The following is an 18,665-nucleotide window of genomic DNA, read 5'->3' as shown; positions in this document are numbered from 1 at the left end:
TTTATACAGCTACAGTGATTGAATCTGCCAATACTTTTAAATCAGCATCTTCCACTTCTTTTTTAGAATCAGCAATCTTTAAGAATTTTTCATAAAGTTCATCCACCTGGTTGCGGTCAAAACCATAGCCCAGGTTTTTGAAACGATAAGCCAATGCACTACGACCACTCCGTGCCGTTAGTACAATTTTAGAAGTATCAGCACCCACTTCTTCCGGGGCAATGATCTCGTACGTAGTGGCTTCTTTCAAAAATCCATCCTGGTGAATACCGCTGGAATGGGAAAATGCATTATCACCCACTACTGCTTTGTTCGGCTGCACCACCATACGCATGGTATCGCTTACCAAACGGCTCATGGGCAATAATAATTTGGGATTGATATCAGTGTACAAATCAAGTTCAGGATGTTTGCGAATGGTCATCACCACTTCTTCCAGTGATGTATTACCGGCACGTTCACCAATTCCATTGATCGTACATTCAATTTGTCGGGCACCTGCAATAGCGCCTGCAATGGAGTTGGCAGTTGCCAAACCCAGATCATTGTGACAATGACAGGAAAGGATCGCTTTATCAATATTGGGAACATGATTCATAAGATAACTCATCTTCTCCGCATATTGATGCGGTAAACAAAATCCGGTTGTATCAGGAATGTTCACCACTGTTGCACCTGCTTTGATAACAGCTTCTGTTAAACGTGCTAAAAATTCAAGATCAGCACGGCCGGCATCTTCAGCATAAAACTCCACATCATCCACATAGTTACGGGCAAGCTTAACCGCCGCAATGGCACGTTCCAGTATTTCTTCTCGTGTAGAATTGAATTTGTATTTGATGTGATTATCACTGGAACCAATGCCTGTGTGGATGCGTGGGCGCACAGCCGGCTTTAATGCATTTGCGGCTACTTCAATATCTTTTTGAACAGCACGGGTTAAACCGCAAACTGTTGCATCTTTTATTTTCGATGCAATCTGGAAAACACTTTCAAAATCACCCGGACTTGAAATGGGAAATCCTGCTTCAATAATATCAACACCCAGTTCTTCCAATTGAAGAGCCAGTTCTACTTTTTCTTTGGTGTTGAGTTTACAGCCGGGTACCTGCTCACCATCACGGAGCGTTGTGTCAAAAATGTGTACCTTTTTTGAAGACATAATGATTGTTTAATAATTGGCAGAAAACGCTTACAATCGTTTGCTAAGAACAAGAAATCTCTATCTGCCCGAAATTAATTTGATACCGTCCCCGCATCAAACCATAATTGTGTGTATTTTACGGCAGATAACCACGCTTACATTTATTGAAACCATTGCCAGCAAAGGATTTGAGCTGATTTGATTTACGATGCCCAACAAAAGCACAGATACGACTTTTCAACTGGTGAAATCACTGGAAAAGAGTGAGAAACGGAATTTTAAGCTGTACATGAAAAGGAACTCTGCTTCCGCAGATTTAAAAGTGATTCAGCTTTTTGATGCCATGGACAAAATGAATGACTATGACGAAGCTACCCTTCTCACCAAAAACCGAAGCATCAAGAAGCAGCAACTGTCCAATTTAAAGGCCCATCTGTACAAACTCATTCTTTCCAGTCTTCGATTGATTAAGCAGGAGGATAATATTACCATCCAGTTGCATGAGCAAATGGATTTTGCCCGCATCCTGTATAATAAAGGATTGTACCTCCAAAGTCTGAAAGTGCTGGATAAGATGAAGGAACAGGCAAAAGCCTATCAGCAATTCACCTACCTGCAGCAGATATTGTTTTTTGAAAAAAAGATTGAAGCCCTGTACATCACCCGGAGTATGCAGAACAGGGCGGACGAATTAACTGCTGAATCTGAAAACACAGGTGAACGCATCAACTTCATCAATCAACTTTCGGATCTGTCACTCCAATTGTACAGTTGGTATATCAAAAACGGTGTGGCCAGGAATGAAAAAGAGGCAAATGATGTAAAAAAATATTTTGAGGCCCATGTACCACCCCATGCTGATCATTTGGTTGGATTTTATGAACAGTTATACCTGTATCAATCGTATTGCTGGGTGGCATTCATTCGCCAGGATTATTTGCTGTTTTATCGTTATACACAAAAGTGGGTTGACTTATTTGAGAAATATGAAGGCATGCTGGAAGCGGAAACAGCACACTACATCAAAGGAATGCATAATCTGATGGGAGCCCATTTTGATTTGCAAAATGAAAGCAAACTGAACGAAGCCATTCTTCAGTTTGAAAAATTCACACAGCGGAAAGTTGTACAGCAAAATGAAAACTACCGCATGTTGTGTTTTGTGTATTTGTACATTGCCAAGATCAACAAACATTTCCTCGAAGGAACTTTTACAGAAGGGTTACGCCTTGTACCCCATATTGAAGAGAAACTGGATGAATACGAATTGTACTTAGACCGACATCGGATCCTCGTCTTTTATTATAAGATTGCCTGTTTGTATTTCGGCAGCGGAAATAATGAAAAAGCAGTGGAGTATCTCAACAAAATCATTCACTGGAAAGTGGATTTGCGTACAGACCTTCAGTGTTATGCACGTCTGCTGCACCTGATTGCACATTATGAACTGGGTAATTATGATCTGCTGGAATATCTCATCAAATCCGTCTATCGTTTTATGGGTAAAATGCAGAATCTTACTGCTGTTGAGGAAGAGATATTCAGCTTTCTTCGTCAGTCATTCAAATTATCGCCTGATAAGTTTAAACCTGCGTTTGAAAAATTATTGCAACGCATCCGTAAGTATGAAGGCAACCGCTTTGAAACAAGGGCCTTTTTGTACTTAGATATTATCAGCTGGTTGGAAAGCAAAATTGAAGACGTAAAAGTGCAGGATGTGATCCGTCAGAAATTCAGAAATAAAAGCTTAAAGCATTAAAAAAAATAGGCCATCCTTAGACAAAGACAGCCGTTGCTAACCTATGAAAAACACCTATGACGTAAAATTATAGAAACTGGTAAATTAAATATTTAAAATCGACAAGACGCACTTATTCGTCGACATCGTAAACAAAAAATCCTTTTTTACTGTTTTAGTGATAAGCAACTAACTTTTAAAAGTCTTTTGTAATATGAAACATCCGCTTTTGTTTTTAATTATAGTATTCACTACTGTCCCGGTATTAAACCTGAAATCACAATCACCCATCAATCCCAAAAACATTACTATTGTCCGTGACAGTTTTGGTGTGCCGCACATTTTCGCCAAATCAGATGCGGAAGTTTCTTACGGCCTGGCCTGGGCACAGGCAGAAGATGATTTTAAAAGTCTGCAGGATGTAGTGTTACCCGCAAAAGGATTCATGGGTAGAGTACTGGGCAAAGCAGGTGCAGCCGGTGATTATGCGTTTGCATTATTCCGCTGCCGGGAAATCACCAAAGAAAAATGGCATACACTCTCACCCGCTTTTATCAAGTTGATTGAAGGCTATGTGCAGGGCATCAATGATTATGCTGCATCCCACAAAAACGAATGGTTGCACAAAGATCTTTTTCCTATTACTACAGAAGATTACATCGCATCTTCTGTTTTAGCGCTCACTGTTTTTAATGGTGCTGATGATATGCTGCGAAGGATTTATGCCAATAAAATCTGGCTGGCTCCGGGTATCAACAACACCAACAAAGGAAGTAATTCCATGAGTGTGCATCCATCAAAAACCACCACAGGCGAAGCTTTTTTGCTGGTGAATGCACATCAACCCAATACCGGCTCACAAGCATTTTACGAAGCCCATATTTGCAGTGAAGAAGGTTTGAATGTAACCGGAGGATTATTAGCAGGTGGCCCCTGCATTTTACATGGAGTGAATGAACATCTTGGCTGGGCACATACGGTAAACTATTGCGACCGTGTAGATGTATTTCAACTGGAAATAAATCCTGAAAATAAAAATCAATACAGATTTGACGGACAGTGGATGAACCTGGAGCAAAAGAAAATCAAACTTCGTATCAAAGGTGTTCCTGTTGCCATATCCAGAACCGTGTACTGGAGTAAGTATGGCGCTACTATGAAAAACAAGCAAGGTGTTTTTTCCATGCGCCTCGGAGCCAATATGGACATCCGTGCACTGGAACAATGGTACGACATGAATAAAGCAAAAAACTTTACTAAGTTTTATAATGCGATAAAAGATCAGCGGCTTTCCATGTTTAATATTATGTATGCTGATAAATATGATACTGTATTTTATGTAAACAACGCCCTGATGCCGGTTCGTGATGCAGCGCCACAATACGATTGGAGAAAAACAGTTCCCGGAAACTCTTCTGCAACACTGTGGACACAATTCAGAAACTTTACACAACTGCCGCAATACATCAATCCCAAAAGCGGTATTCTTTTTAATACCAATCATTCTTCTTTTGCTGCCAGTGGAAAGAATGACAATTTGAATCCTAATTTATTTCCAAAAGTGGATGGATGGGAACTCTATCACAACAACAGAAGCATACGCATGTATGAAATGCTGAATAATGAAAAGCTGAGCTATGACCGGTTTAAGCAACTGAAATTTGATAAACAACTGCCGAAACAATTAGCGTATCCTTATAGTATTGACACCATGCTCCTGTTAAAAGCAGATGATTATCCTTTATTAAAAAACATCATCAAACATTTTCAGCAATGGGATCGGAAAGGCGACAGCAGCAGTAAAGGAGCAGCTATCTTCCTGCTTACGTATGAACATGTAAAGCAACTGATGGATGGACAGGATGCACGTACGCTCACCAAAGCTGAATGTGTAGCTACTTACCAGGCTGTATATGATTATATGATGAAGTATTTTAAAAGAGATGATCTTGTATTAGGTGATGTACAGAAATTAGTTCGTGGCAATAAAGAGTATCCGTTGTGGGGCTTTCCGGATTTGCTATCACCACAATGGACAGAATCGTATAAGAATGGCCAACGCAAATCTGTTGGCGGTGACGGATTGATTATGTTTATTCGTTTTGCAAAAGACGGATTACCACAAATTGAAACAGTAAACATGTACGGTGCCAGTGCAAGACCGGGCAACAAACATTTTGATGACCAGGTGGAACTCTATCGCTTTCAAAAAACAAAGCAGATGACACTGAATAAAGAAGAAGTATTTAAAAAAGCAGAACGGGTGTATCATCCGGGAGAATAAACTCATCCTCGTAATTCTACCTGCCAGTATTTCCGAAATCGTAGTTTTCCGAATACACAATTTGACAATGTGTATAAAATTGTCTTATTCTGTTTGCAGCGAAAAAACAGTCAGCGTAATCTTGTACTATAAAGCTAACATCCTTCCTGTAAAAGCCGTACCCAAAATCAAAATCATTAATTCAATTCCTGTTTGAAGAACAAATAAGTTGCACGCAACTTTTCCACGTCCTTTGATTACCACTATTCCTCACCGTACAAACAGGAAACAATGGAATCAAAACATCTACACAGAAATTTAAGCGCCGGAGCGCCGAAAGCTACTAAAGCTGTTTATTACCGGGCCAAACGAAGCAGGAGCAACGCAAAAGACCTTTTGTTTATGCTGCAATTGTATTCAGCCTGCATCAAACATGCAAACAATCCAAAAGATTTTAAAGAAGGCGTAACAGAATTCCGTAAGATTATGTGGAATGTGAGATGAGCATTTATTTATGCAGCGCATTGTACAACACTTCCACCGGGTGTAAAGCCTGTTTGCCCGTACCATCTTTAATCTGATGACGGCAACTGGTACCGGGGGCTGCAACTATTACATTATCCGCTTTACTACGCACAGCAGGAAATAACACGAGCTCTCCTATTTTCATGCTCACTTCATAATGTTCCGCTTCATAACCAAATGAACCGGCCATACCACAACAGCCGGAAGGGATGGTTTCTACTTTATAATTTTGAGGAAAAGAAAGCATGGTAGCCGTAGCACTTACTGACCCCACTGCTTTCTGCTGACAATGTCCATGCAACTGAATCAATTGCGGAGCATTTGTAAATTGTTCTTTCCGGATATGGCCCTTGGCTATTTCTTTTTCAAGAAACTCATCAATCATCATAGCATGTCTGGCCAATGATTGTGCAGCGGCGAGGTTTTCATCTGTCGCCAGGTCAGGATATTCATCTCTGAAAGTAAGTATGGCTGATGGTTCAATACCCAGCAGCGGGGTTTCTTCATTCACTATTTTGCTCAGCAACTCAATATTCTTATTGGCAATTTCTTTTGCCTTACGTAACAATCCTTTACTTAACCATGTACGTGCACTTTCCAAATGCTGGGGCAGTTCAACCGTATAACCTAATTTCTCTAAAAGTAATACGGCTGTTTTACCTATATGCGCATCATTGTAATTCGTAAACTCATCACAAAACAAATACACTTTGCCCCTATCCCCTGAAGGGGGATTAGCAACAGTCTTCTTTTTTTGAGATACATGCTGTTTAAACCAGTTTCTAAATGTTCGCTTGGATAATTCAGGAACAGGACGCTGTGTTGCAAAGCCTACTACTTTCTTTATAAGTGTCCCGGTTACTGCATTATTCATAAAAAAATTATACAAGCCCGGTGCAATTGAACCCAGCCTGGCACTTGCAGTAAAGTTGGCAATCATCTTTGAACGCATGGGCACACCATTAGCATCATAGTAGTGTTGCAAAAATTCTGCTTTCAGTTTGGCAACATCTACGTTACTGGGACATTCACTTTTACAACCTTTGCAGCTCAAACACAGATCCATCACCTCATAAATTTCTTTATGATCAAAACGGTTCAGTTTATTACTGTTGGTGAGGAATTCCCGTAAAATATTCGCTCTTGCCCTTGTGGTATCTTTTTCATTGCGTGTAGCCATAAACGACGGGCACATAGTACCACCGCTCAAATGTGTTTTACGGCAATCTCCGCTGCCGTTACATTGCTCAGCATGCTGCAATACATCCTGGTTTTGAAAACGGAAAATGGTTTTGAACTCCGGTGTTTGCTGTCCCGGTACATACCGCAGCATACTATTCATGGGAGGTGTATCAACGATCTTATTGGGATTGAAAATATACTGCGGATCCCAGGTGTTTTTGATCTGTTTAAGCAATTGATAATTTTTGTTACCAATCATCTGCTCAATAAATTCACCTCTTAATCGTCCGTCGCCATGTTCACCACTTAAAGAACCATCATATTTTTTTACCAGCGTTGCTACATCTTCTGCAATGGTTCTGAAAAGCTGATTGCCTTCTTCTGTTTTTAAATTGATGATGGGTCGCAAATGCAATTCACCACTTCCGGCGTGTGCGTAATGTACACTGTACAATCCACGTTTTTTGAGCACTTCATTGAATTCTGCAATGTAAGCAGGTAAATCATTTACATCAACAGCCGTGTCTTCAATTACCGGTACCGCTTTTTCATCACCCGGTAAATTACCGAGTAAGCCCAGACCAGCTTTACGAAGCGTCCATATCTTCTTTGTATCTGCACCAAACAATAATGGAAAATGATAGCCTAAACCTGCAGCTCGCATCTCTGCTTCTACTTCTTTGCAGATTGCTTCAATTTCTTCCCTTGTATCTCTTGCAAATTCAATCACCAGGATGGCCCCCGGATCGCCTTGTACAAAAAAACGATTCTTCTGCTGCTCAATATTGTTCTTGGTGCATTCTAAAATATAATGATCAATCAACTCACTGGCGCTGGGTTGATATTTCAAACCAATGAGATTGGCACGCAGGGATTCATCAATCGTATTGAAATGCACACATAACAATCCTGTTTCTTTTGGCGGCAGTGGTACTACATTCAATTTGATTTCAGTGATGAAGGCTAATGTACCTTCGCTCCCTGCAATCAATTTGCAGAAATTAAAATCTTTTTTCCCTGCGGTGAACGGAGCTGTTTCCAGCAACAGATCAATGGCATAACCGGTGTTACGGCGTTCAATCGTTTGTTTGGGAAACTGTTTACGAATTTCAAGTTGGTTATCGTAATTACCTAACAGGCTGCGGATGTTTTTATAAATAGCACCTTCTAAATTTGGTTGCTCACATTTTGCATGAAAGTCATCCAAGTTCAATTCTTTAAACACCACTTCACTCCCATCGCTTAAAAAAGCAGTGACTTCAATTGTGTGCTCCCTTGTACTTTTATAAACAACTGAATTGGAACCGCAGGAATTATTACCCACCATACCACCAATCATGGCCCGGTTAGCAGTAGATGTTTCAGGACCGAAATACAAACCATGTGGCTTGAGAAACAGGTTCAATTCATCACGAATCACTCCCGGTTGCACACGCACCCATTTTTCTTCCTTGTTGATTTCAATGATTTGTGTGAAATGCTTGGATACATCTACTACAATGCCGTTACCCACCACCTGGCCTGCCAGTGAGGTACCTGCCGTACGTGGAATGAGGGATGTATGATTGGTTTTTGCGAATTGAATGAGCTGAAGAATATCATCTTTTGTTTTGGGAATAGCAACTGCCAAAGGCATTTCACGGTAAGCAGACGCATCCGTAGCATACAAAGTACGGATGGTAGTATCAGTAAATAATTCGCCTTCTAATGTTTGTGCTAATTGTTGCAGTTGCGCTTTCATTCCTATTTTAATTCACTCCAAATTTACATCATTGCAGCACGAAGATAAGATCGCAGGGGCTAACAACTATTGGCTAAAAACTATTCAACTTTCTTTTCCACCCGCTCCACTTCATACACACCGCTAAACAAATACACGGCACCGGTTTTTACATCCACTGCTTTATGCCGTTTACGTAGTTTTTCTCCTTTTTGAAACACACGGCCATCTTTGAGTTTGAACAACTGGCCGGTCGTTAATTCTTCCACCAATACTTCATGCGGCTTTCGTTCATCATAGTTTTTCAACACCCGTATCAAATGCTCCTCACCGCAACTGGTGGCTGATGGATTCTGTATGGAACGCAGCAATGCTTTTTCCACATCAGCAGGAAATACTTTCTTCAATAAAAACCGGGCTAATATCTTACTGTATTCATTCTTCCACTCTTTGCCATGCGGTGCTATGCGGTTGCCAAACTGTTCAAACGTAAGCAGGTGTGCTATTTCATGAAGCAATGTAACTAAGAATGCATATTGATTAAGATTACCGTTTACACTGATACGGTGATTTTTTGTATCAACCGCATGCCGGTAATCACCCAACACACTGTTGCGTTCTCTTGTAATGGTTAAATGAATTTTGTATTGATGCAGGTAGTGCAGCACGGGCTCCAGTGCTTCTTTGGGCATGTACGCTGCCAATGCATGTAAAGGAACTTCCTTTTTAGCCATTGTTCTTTTTCTCTTTCAACAAGTGAAACACCTGGCGGATTTCAATGATGGTGTAAAGAACATACAAACCCATGCAGATAAACAAAGCCGGTTTGTTCACTTCTTTTTTCATCACTAAAATATAAACGGCAGCTATAGCAGCCAGTCCAAACATTTTAATCATGAGCGATCCATACACACTCCTCAAAAACACCTGTACATTTTTATCCAGGAATCCTTTAATATGAAAATAAAGAGAGAGCAGTGAAATCAAAAAGATCAAAGCATTGCCAATTACCAGCACATCGGCATCAATGCCTTTTCCACTCAGAAAACCACGGAAAAGATTGGCAAAAGAAGTAACGGCAATAAACAAACCTAATAAGGGAAGAAAACGCTTGCGATTCATTTCTTTCTGGATGTGTCTTTAAAAATTTTCACAAACATAGCCATTAAAAACACAAGCGGCAGCACCCATATAAAAACGGGAAAAGAAATCGAAAGCCATCCATCCAATTTGTATCCGATAAAAACACCCAGACCCAACGCTGCCATGAGTTGTGATGCCAGCCCGGCATATTCCATTAAATAGGATTTATTACTGCGGAAAGGCTTTTTGTTATGGGATGATGGTTCCATGAATCAACTGAACAGACTACAAGTTTGCCAAAGCTGGTACTGCTTTCAACACAAATACCGCCTGGAAAACCCTGACAAAACCAGTAGCTAAGTTACAGATCGTTGGCTACGGCATGCACGGGTTCATTTTTGATAGCTACCACGCTGGCCGTTGCGGTGCTTTTAGCCACAGCGGCAGCACCCATATGGCATTCACCGTTAAACCTGGCAGCAGCATCTACCTGCAATTGCCCGGTATAAATGTTACCGTTCACTTCACACTCGCCTTTCAGGTAGAGCAGTTCAGTTACGGTTACGTTGCCATTTACCTGGCCCAAAACGTCGGCGGTATTGGCCTGCACATCGCCTTTTACTTTTCCGGCGGTGCCGATAATGACTTTGCCGGTTGTAGAGATATTACCGTTAAGCACTCCATCTACCCTGATGTCGCCTTTGCTGTCTATGTTTCCTGTGATTTCCGTACCCGGAGCAATAATGGTGGCAAGCCCTGTAGAACCTTCTTTAGCGGTTCCGTTACTTTTGTTGGTAAACATATGGTTTCAGTTTAGTTCGTTGATTTTTCTACTTGAGGTATTTCAAGGGTTGCTGTATCAAGGGCTTTCATTTCACCGCTTAATACCTTTTTCAAGTTGTCAAGATATTGGTCTTTATACTGCATTGCTCTTTCTAATGAATCAATCTTTGTTTTGTATAAAATCAGTTCCTTCCGCTGGCTTTGTGTACCATAACCGGGCAGGTAGTATTTAAGGTTGGTAAAGGTTATCAATGCCACCGTTAAACCTACCAGCAGTACAAACATGGTACTGAAGGTTATATACACACTTAAACGGCTCAGTTTAAAGGTTACCACTTCCTCGTAGGTATCATCATTCATGATAACCAGGCGGTAGCGGTTGCGGAGCCTTTTAAGCGTACTGTTCGGGTCAAATAATCGTGCCATACTGGATGCGAATGTCGAATTTAAGGGTTAATCAGTGTTGAATGTGAAAATCTTTCTTGATTTTATACTTAATTGAGCCAAAATAAATGTTCATTCAGCCTCCTGTAACATTGAATATTTAGTTTGGGAGTTCTATGTGGCAAAAAAAATATAATAGTCCCCATGAATTAAAATATTTTTGGCCGAATTGAGTTAATAGTAAAAATCACCGGTGCCCGATGCATCAAGCCCTTGTGTTACAGCCAAAATGGATATTTTTTCTGCTGCTTCTGAGCTGTTTTTCGGCGTCGGCCCAACCTGATTTTACCCTTCCCCTCAACAAACCCGAAAAATACCGTAATAAAGAACTGGGGGCAGAAAGAACAGATGCCAAAAAATTTACACTCCCCCGCCGCCTGTTCCAGGGCATGATAACGCATTACAACTACTATTATAATGCCAATCGTAAAATCAATGAAATTGTAGAACGGGCCAAACTGGCACACAAGGATGATTATACAGAACTGTTACCGTTTTATAATTTCTCTACACAAATAACTGCAGGCGACTCGGCTGAACTGGACAGCATTTTATACAAAGCCACGGCTGGTATTGTACTGCATGATACCCGTAACAGTTATGTAGATAATCTTTACCAGCTGATCGGCAAGAGTTATTTCTACTGGCGAAAGTTTGACAGTGCCCACCGCATCTTTCAGTTCATTAATTACAATTATTTCCCCAAAGGAAAAGATGAATACATCATTGTAGTTGGTGCCAATGAAAATGCGGCAAATGGTCAACTGAAAATTGCCACTAAAGAAAATAAGAACCTTGTACATAGAGCCTTTTCCCAACCACCCAGCCGTAACGAAGCCCTTTTCTGGCTGGCTAAAACTTATGCCGAAGACAGTTTATATGCTGAAGCATTGAGTTTAACCAAACTGCTGCGTAGCGATCCTCAGTTTCCCAAACGCCTGCACACCCAACTGGATGAAGTAAATGCCTATGTGTTCTATCAACAGGGAATATGGGACAGCACTGCTTTTTACCTTGAAAAGGCATTAGTGAATGCAGAAAACAAAACGGAGTTGGCCCGATGGCAATACCTCCTGGGTCAATTATATTCTGTGTTGAAACAACCGGAAGCAGCTTCCCGATGGTTCAATAAAGCCAAGTCCAATACAACCGACCCCGTTCTTTACATTCATGCCCGTATATACGAATCGCAACTGGTGATGAATGAAGAAGGCAATTCAGTGCAAACAGCATTGAATGATCTTGAAAAAATGTCCAAAAGAGAGCGCTTTGATGGCTATGAAGATGTACTGTTTTATGCGGCAGGCGGTATGGCCCTTCAGTTAAAAGACTCTGCCCGTGCCAAAATCCTATATCAAAAAAGTAACCGTTATAATACTGAACACGCATCGCTTAAGAATAAAGCGTTTCTGAAGCTGGCTACTATTGCCTATGGGCAAGCTGATTATGAATATGCAGCCGCCTGTTATGATAGCCTGAACCTGCAGGATGAATCATTGGCTTACCAGGCAGCAAAACTGGAACTGCGCAGAACGATTTTAAAAGAACTGGTAAAGAATATAAAAACAGTACAACAACAGGACAGTCTGCAAGCCATTGCCAAAATGCCGGAAAAAGAACTGGACGCTTATTTAAAAACATTGCTGAAAAAACTGAGAAAACAACGTGGATTGAAAGAAGAGGAAGCTGCTTATACATCAACAGGTGGCGGCAATACACTTACTGATGATCAACCGGTGCTTGCTACAACCGGCTCCGGCAATGCCTGGTATTTTAATAATGCGGTACAAAAATCCAAAGGGTATAATGAGTTTATAGCAAGATGGGGCAAACGGCCAAACGTTGACAATTGGCGCAGGGAATCAGCTGTTGCTTTAATTGCCAATCAACCTGCTGCTAACAACAGCAATCCATCCGTAACTAAAACAGGTGAAGAAACAGGAAGCAATCCTGAAGAACAGGCTTTAACAATTGAAGGATTAAAAGAGCGACTGCCGCTTACGGAAGATAAACTCAAGCAATCAAACACAGCGATTCTTGATGCTTTATTTACACAAGGCCAGATTTATAAAAACCAGTTAGAAGATTATACAAAAGCAGCCGCTGTTTTTGAAGAAATCTGGAAACGCTTCAGTAACTATCCGCAGGAAGAACAAACTTTATTTGAGTTATACTACTGCTATAAAAAAGCAGGCAACCCGGAGAAATCTGAATTCTTCCATTCAAAGCTGAAAGAAAAGTTTGCTGACAGCCAGTATGAGTTAATGATTACATCCAATGGTAAGCCCAGTGCAGCTGAAGAACTTAAAAACAGAACCTACGAGGAAATCTATACTCTTTTTATAGAAGGCAATTTTACAGAGGCATTGACACGTAAAGCAAAAGCAGATTCCATATACGGTAAATCTTACTGGACTCCGCAGCTACTGTACATAGAAGCACTTTATTTTGTAAGACAACGAAATGACAGTGCTGCCATCAATACGCTTACTGAACTGCAAATGAATTTTGCCGGATCTGCTATGGCAGAAAAGGCAGCTATATTAAAAGACGTCCTGCTCCGTCGTGCAGAAATAGAAGACTATCTCACCAAAACAAATATTGTACGTGAAAATGATGAAGTGGTGATTCCTTTTGATGAAGGTCCTAAGGTGAACAAAACTGATCAACAGGTAAAACAACAGCCGGATACAAAAGTGGTGATCCAAAACAAACCGGCACAGGTAACCGCTATCGAAAAACCAAAACCAGTTGTACAGAAAACCGGAATTGATCCAAAAGATAAAGGAGCGCCTAAACCTTCCATCACCAATAAACCTGCTGTTGACAGCACCCGTATTAAACCACTAAAAGACACCAAGGTAGAAATGGCCTATGTGTATAATGCCAATGAACCTTATGTGGTATTAATGGTGTTTGATAAAGTGGACCCGGTTTATATTTCTGAATCTAAAATTGCATTTCAACGTTATAACAACTCAGCACATGCTGCTGAAACAATCCGTATCAATATTTACGAAGGTGCAGCCGAAGAATACAGCTGGCTGGATTTAGGCCCCTACCCTGATGTGGCTTCTGTGCTGGGTTATTTTGATGAATTAAAAGCCAATGCCAAACAGATTGTACCCTGGTTGCCTGCGGCCAAGTACCAGTTTTTAGTTATTTCAGAACAGAATCTTGAACTACTGAAAACCAGGAAAAACCTGGAGGAATACAAACTGTTTATCCGTCAGTATATCAAGGATAAATTTTAAGATTTCTTCGCTTTACCCCACCCTTATTTGTTTTAGATTTGTTGGGCATTGAATTTGCAGCTCAATGCTGCGTTTTGGTTAAACGCACTGCCATTAATCAGAAAAAAAGCAAAAGAATCAACAGAACCCGGCACTCATTTTATCCGGATGCGAATGCCTTGAAATAAAATATTTTTACTGTATGAAAAAATCAGTTCAATTACTGTGGCGTTTCTTTTTTATTGGAGCAGGTATCTTTTTAATCATATTATTGCTTGCCAACTTCGGTGTATTCGGCAAAATGCCTTCATTGCAGGAGTTGGAAAACCCCTCTGCTTCGCTTGCCAGCGAAGTAATTGCCAGCGATGGTACTGTAATGGGTAAATTTTACCTGCAGGATCGCAGCAATGTAGAATTTAAAGACATTTCCAAAAACGCCGTTAATGCATTAATTGCAACAGAAGACGAGCGTTTTTACACCCATTCAGGTATTGATGGATGGGCTCTTGCACGGGCTATTGGTAAACTGGGCTCTGATGGTGGCGGAAGTACCATTACGCAACAGTTAGCTAAAAATCTTTTTACTGATAATGCCTCTACAAAAAACATAGTAAAACGCATTCTTCAGAAACTGAAAGAATGGATCATAGCGGTAAAGCTGGAACGCAACTTTACCAAAGATGAAATTGTTGCGTTGTATTTCAACACCGTTCCCTTTGGTGATAATGTGTACGGCATCCGCAACGCCTCCAGAACATTTTTTCAAAAAGAACCATCGCTTCTTACGGTTAATGAAGCCGCAGTTTTAGTTGGTATGCTTAAAGGCAATACCATTTACAATCCCCGCAGGGATGCCCGTCGCTCTCAAATGCGCCGGAACGTGGTTATTGATCAAATGGTGAAGAACAATTTTATTGCATTAGCCGAAGCAGAAAAAATAAAAGCAGAACCCATCCCCCTTAATTATAAAAAGCTGGATGAAAGTACAGGTATTGCTCCTTACTTCAGAGATGTGGTGCGGGATTATATGAAGAAATGGTGCAAGGAACATAAGAAAGCAAATGGTGATAACTACAATATTTACCAGGATGGTTTAAAAATTTATACTACCATCAACCCACGTATGCAGTTGTATGCAGAAGAGGCTGTAGCTAAACACCTCAGTGCGCTTCAAAAAAGCTACTGGACGCTTCCGTGGATTAAAACCAACAGCATTTGGAAAGGACATGAAAAAATTCTGGAGCGTGGCATGAAGGAAAGTGATCGCTGGAAGAATATGGAAGCTGAAGGTATTGCGGAAGAAGATATCCGCAAATCGTTTCAAACCAAAACAAGAATGAAGGTATTTGCCTGGAACAACAAAAGGGAAACAGATACACTCATGACTCCGTTTGACTCTATACGTTATCACAAGATGATCATTCAAACAGGTTTCATGGCAATGGATCCATTTACCGGCGAAGTAAAGGCATGGGTTGGTGGTGTAAACTTTAAAACCTTTAAATACGATCACGTTAATTTAAATACCAAGCGGCAGGTGGGTTCTACTTTCAAGCCTATTTTATATGCCTATGCTGTAGAAAATGGATTTACCCCGGAAACACCATTACCCAGCGGCCCTATCAACCTGGGCGGCAAAATCATTACAGGTAGTGGCGGGCCGATGGCGGTTTGCCTGGCCTATTCTAAAAATCCCGGTGCTGCTTATCTTATGAATCAATTTGGTGTGAAGCCGGTGATAACATTTGCTCAAACTGCCGGCATCAAAAGCAAACTGCAACCATTCCCATCATTGGCCTTGGGTGCGGCTGAAATAAGTGTGTATGAAATGCTGCAGGCTTACAGTATGTTTCCTACGAATGGTATGAGTACCGAACCGATTTTTATCAGCCGTATAGAAGACAAAAACGGAAACATACTGGAATCTTATGCACCTGCACAAAAAATGGTATTGAGTGAGGCCAGCGCTTACACTATGACCAAGATGATGAAAGGTGTTGTTGATTTTGGTACAGGACGACGTTTACGTGGCATGGGCCTGAGCAACGAAATTGCAGGTAAAACAGGAACTACCAACGATAATACGGATACCTGGTTTATTGGGTTTACACCTCAACTGCTGGCCGGCGGCTGGGTAGGTTGTGATGATCCTTTTTTGAAAATGGTGGGAGAAGGTAACCGAACCGCCCTCCCTATCTGGGGTTATTTTATGAGCAGTGTGCTGAATGATAAAACGCTGGCCATTTCGAAAGATGCAGTGTTTGTACAACCTGAAAGTATGAAGGTGGAAACCTTTATGGACTACGAGAATTTTGCAGAGAAATACAGAAACGAACCGGATGCAGAAAACCCGGATGCAGGAAGCGGCACTTCCTCAGATTTTGACCAGATGCAGTACAGCCCCGAACAAAACATAGGACCTGAATCCCAACTGAGCAAAGACGAACAAAAAATTTTACAGGAAGCTAAAAAAGAACCCTCTGCCAAACCGGAAGAAAAGAAACCTGAACCCAAACCGGAAGAAAAGAAACCCGAAAAAGAAAAGAAAGGCATCCTGAATAACCTCTTTAAAAAGAAGAAACCGGAAGCTAAACCGGGAAGTCCGGGTGCATAGTTTAAACTTAAAATTCTTTGTAAACAAAACAGACTAATAATAAAAATCCCCCGGAGTAACGGGGGATTTATTTTATTCTGCAATAATTTTATTAGAAGCTGCGCAACTTCAATTCACTGCGGCGGTTTTTAGCACGGCCGGCAGTTGTTTTGTTATCAGCAACCGGGCGGTCAGAACCGTAACCGGCAGCAGTTAAACGACCTGCATCAATACCTTTTGAAGTGAGGTATGCTTTTACTGCATTAGCACGAGCCTCAGATAAGGCCTGGTTCTTTTCAGGTTTACCGGTATTATCAGTGTGGCCTTCAATATCCAGCAAAAGTGTTGGGTTTTCGTTGAGAATTGTTACTACTTCATCCAATGGTTTGAAAGACTTTTTCAATAATTGGGCGCTACCTGTGTTAAAGAAAATGTTCTTGGCAGCGTATTCCACTTTCTGCTTTACTTCTTCCTTAATTTCAGGGCATCCGCCATTTGAAGCTACACCGGGAACAGCCGGGCATTTATCTTCCTCATCATTGATACCATCTCCATCACCATCAGGAATGGGACAACCTTCATAACGGGCAACACCGGCAACAGTAGGACATTTATCGTTTTCGTCGTTAATGCCGTCTTTGTCTGTGTCAGGAATAGGACAACCTTGGTACTTAGCTAAACCGGGTACATCCACGCATTTATCATCTTTATCAGCAATTCCATCCTTGTCTTTATCAGGGCATCCATTGAGGGCTGCAATTCCTGCTTCATCAGGACAAGCATCATTTGCATCCAGGATTCCATCACCATCACGATCCGGTGGCGGTGGAGGTGTTGGAGGTGGAGGAGGAGCAACTACTTTACGTTGTGCTACCGGGAAAGTAATTCCCAATGAATGGAAAATGCTGTAATTAGCTGAACGACTAACAGGAACACGATAGTTTGTAGAGAGGTGCAGGAACGCATCATTCCATAGATTAAACTGCAATCCGGCACCAAGGGGTATATAGCTAACTAATTTATTATTGGTAGTTCCAATACCGGCACCAGCCTGGAGGTAAGGCACAACAGCAAAATTGTCAGGCAATAACTTAACGTTTACATTCGCATCGGCTTCAATATGAAAACGATTTGTTGCATCGTTAGGAATATCACGGAAAGGATAAGATAAAAAAGAACCGGTAAGACGTCCCATAAAGTCAAGGTTATTATTTAAACCTTGTGTGTAACTGAGGGTAAGCGCCGGGTTTAAGCGATTTAAAGATTTCCAGTTACCTAATCTCAGAACCTGTGCAACAGATTTCTCACGAAAGTCAGTAGCAGTTTGAAAATCAATACCGGAAAAATGAAACCCTAACTGAGGCAGCTTTTTACGGTCGTCATTTTGTGCTGAAGCAGGCAAAACTGCGGCCAGCACTAACATAAGAATCAACAATCTTTTCATAAATGAATGTTTTGGATGGGGCAAAAATAAAGTTACAGGCGGTACCCATGAAATTATTTACCCACAATTTTGGCGGGCCCTGCTTCACTTAGTATTTACCGGGGGCTTTTTACCTAAAACTTCAATCTTAACCCTTGTTAATCCACTCTTTATAAAACCCAGCTTTTGTGCGGCAGCCCGGGTAAGGTCTATTAATCTTTTGTTACGGGCATGTAGACGGTCGTTGATTTTTACGATTACGGTTCTTTTATTGCGGAGATTGGTAACACGTACATAAGTACCCAGCGGTAAAGAATTGTGTGCGGCTGTTAACTTTTGCTGGCTGAAGATTTCTCCGTTGGCTGTTTTTCGCCCATTGAATTTATTGGAATAAAAACTGGCAATACCATACTGCACTTTAACCTTCCCGGTCGTTTTCTTTACCGTTGCTGAATCCTGGGCAAAACTGTTTTGCAGGAAGCAAGCAAGTGCAATAAAAAAAAGTAAGATGCTTTTTGTATGATGCATCTGGTA

Annotated in this window: 14 protein-coding genes; 5 read left to right on the top strand and 9 right to left on the bottom strand. The window is 41.1% G+C overall.

Features of this window, described 5'->3' with window-relative positions:
- Position 1: 1 nt before the first annotated feature.
- On the bottom strand, positions 2–1,162 hold the full coding sequence (locus PDL71_RS09070) for a 2-isopropylmalate synthase (RefSeq protein WP_407528339.1): 1,161 nt from the start codon (positions 1,160–1,162) through the stop codon (positions 2–4).
- Positions 1,163–1,433: 271 nt separating this feature from the next.
- Between PDL71_RS09070 and PDL71_RS09065 the strand changes: the two genes are divergently transcribed.
- The 3 genes from PDL71_RS09065 (at position 1,434) to PDL71_RS09055 (ending at position 5,649) form a co-directional block, all read left to right on the top strand.
- A complete protein-coding gene (locus PDL71_RS09065; protein WP_407528337.1) occupies positions 1,434–2,903 on the top strand; it encodes a hypothetical protein in 1,470 nt (489 codons plus the stop codon).
- 193 nt (positions 2,904–3,096) lie between these two features.
- Positions 3,097–5,166 carry a penicillin acylase family protein gene (locus PDL71_RS09060; RefSeq protein WP_407528334.1) on the top strand — a complete coding sequence of 690 codons (2,070 nt, stop codon included), beginning with the start codon at positions 3,097–3,099 and terminating at the stop codon, positions 5,164–5,166.
- Between the two features lie 270 nt (positions 5,167–5,436).
- Positions 5,437–5,649 carry a hypothetical protein gene (locus PDL71_RS09055; protein WP_407528331.1) on the top strand — a complete coding sequence of 71 codons (213 nt, stop codon included), beginning with the start codon at positions 5,437–5,439 and terminating at the stop codon, positions 5,647–5,649.
- Between the two features lie 4 nt (positions 5,650–5,653).
- Here PDL71_RS09055 and PDL71_RS09050 read toward each other — a convergent pair whose 3' ends face one another.
- The 6 genes from PDL71_RS09050 to PDL71_RS09025 all read right to left on the bottom strand — a co-directional run bounded on the left by PDL71_RS09050 (position 5,654) and on the right by PDL71_RS09025 (position 10,864).
- Positions 5,654–8,593 (bottom strand): FAD-binding and (Fe-S)-binding domain-containing protein, encoded by a 2,940-nt coding sequence (locus PDL71_RS09050; RefSeq protein WP_407528328.1) that lies wholly within the window; start codon positions 8,591–8,593, stop codon positions 5,654–5,656.
- A gap of 80 nt (positions 8,594–8,673) precedes the next feature.
- Positions 8,674–9,306, bottom strand: coding sequence for a SprT-like domain-containing protein (locus PDL71_RS09045; RefSeq protein ID WP_407528326.1), 633 nt, complete (start codon positions 9,304–9,306; stop codon positions 8,674–8,676).
- A complete protein-coding gene (locus PDL71_RS09040) occupies positions 9,299–9,694 on the bottom strand; it encodes a hypothetical protein (protein WP_407528323.1) in 396 nt (131 codons plus the stop codon). Before PDL71_RS09040 ends, PDL71_RS09045 begins: the two co-directional genes overlap by 8 nt.
- Complete coding sequence (locus PDL71_RS09035) at positions 9,691–9,924, bottom strand: AtpZ/AtpI family protein (protein ID WP_407528320.1); 234 nt, start codon at positions 9,922–9,924, stop codon at positions 9,691–9,693. Before PDL71_RS09035 ends, PDL71_RS09040 begins: the two co-directional genes overlap by 4 nt.
- 92 nt (positions 9,925–10,016) lie before the next feature.
- On the bottom strand, positions 10,017–10,457 hold the full coding sequence (locus tag PDL71_RS09030; protein WP_407528317.1) for a polymer-forming cytoskeletal protein: 441 nt from the start codon (positions 10,455–10,457) through the stop codon (positions 10,017–10,019).
- Positions 10,458–10,468: 11 nt separating this feature from the next.
- Entirely contained in the window at positions 10,469–10,864 is a 396-nt protein-coding gene (locus PDL71_RS09025) for a hypothetical protein (RefSeq protein ID WP_407528314.1), read from the bottom strand.
- A gap of 218 nt (positions 10,865–11,082) precedes the next feature.
- Here PDL71_RS09025 and PDL71_RS09020 point away from each other — a divergent pair, with 218 nt between their 5' ends.
- The gene (locus PDL71_RS09020) at positions 11,083–14,136 is read left to right on the top strand and encodes a tetratricopeptide repeat protein (RefSeq protein WP_407528311.1); all 3,054 of its coding nucleotides are present in this window, start codon (positions 11,083–11,085) and stop codon (positions 14,134–14,136) included.
- Positions 14,137–14,317: 181 nt separating this feature from the next.
- Positions 14,318–16,729, top strand: coding sequence for a transglycosylase domain-containing protein (locus tag PDL71_RS09015; RefSeq protein ID WP_407528308.1), 2,412 nt, complete (start codon positions 14,318–14,320; stop codon positions 16,727–16,729).
- A 91-nt stretch (positions 16,730–16,820) separates the two neighbouring features.
- Here PDL71_RS09015 and PDL71_RS09010 read toward each other — a convergent pair whose 3' ends face one another.
- Both PDL71_RS09010 and PDL71_RS09005 read right to left on the bottom strand, forming a co-directional pair.
- Positions 16,821–18,152 (bottom strand): OmpA family protein, encoded by a 1,332-nt coding sequence (locus PDL71_RS09010; protein WP_407528306.1) that lies wholly within the window; start codon positions 18,150–18,152, stop codon positions 16,821–16,823.
- 84 nt (positions 18,153–18,236) lie between these two features.
- Positions 18,237–18,659, bottom strand: coding sequence for a septal ring lytic transglycosylase RlpA family protein (locus PDL71_RS09005; protein WP_407528303.1), 423 nt, complete (start codon positions 18,657–18,659; stop codon positions 18,237–18,239).
- Positions 18,660–18,665: the final 6 nt, after the last annotated feature.

This window comes from Lacibacter sp. MH-610 (genome assembly GCF_045780045.1).
Taxonomy (GTDB): domain Bacteria; phylum Bacteroidota; class Bacteroidia; order Chitinophagales; family Chitinophagaceae; genus Lacibacter.
Note: the sequence above shows the minus strand (reverse complement) of the source record. Positions and strands in the feature narration are given on the sequence as shown.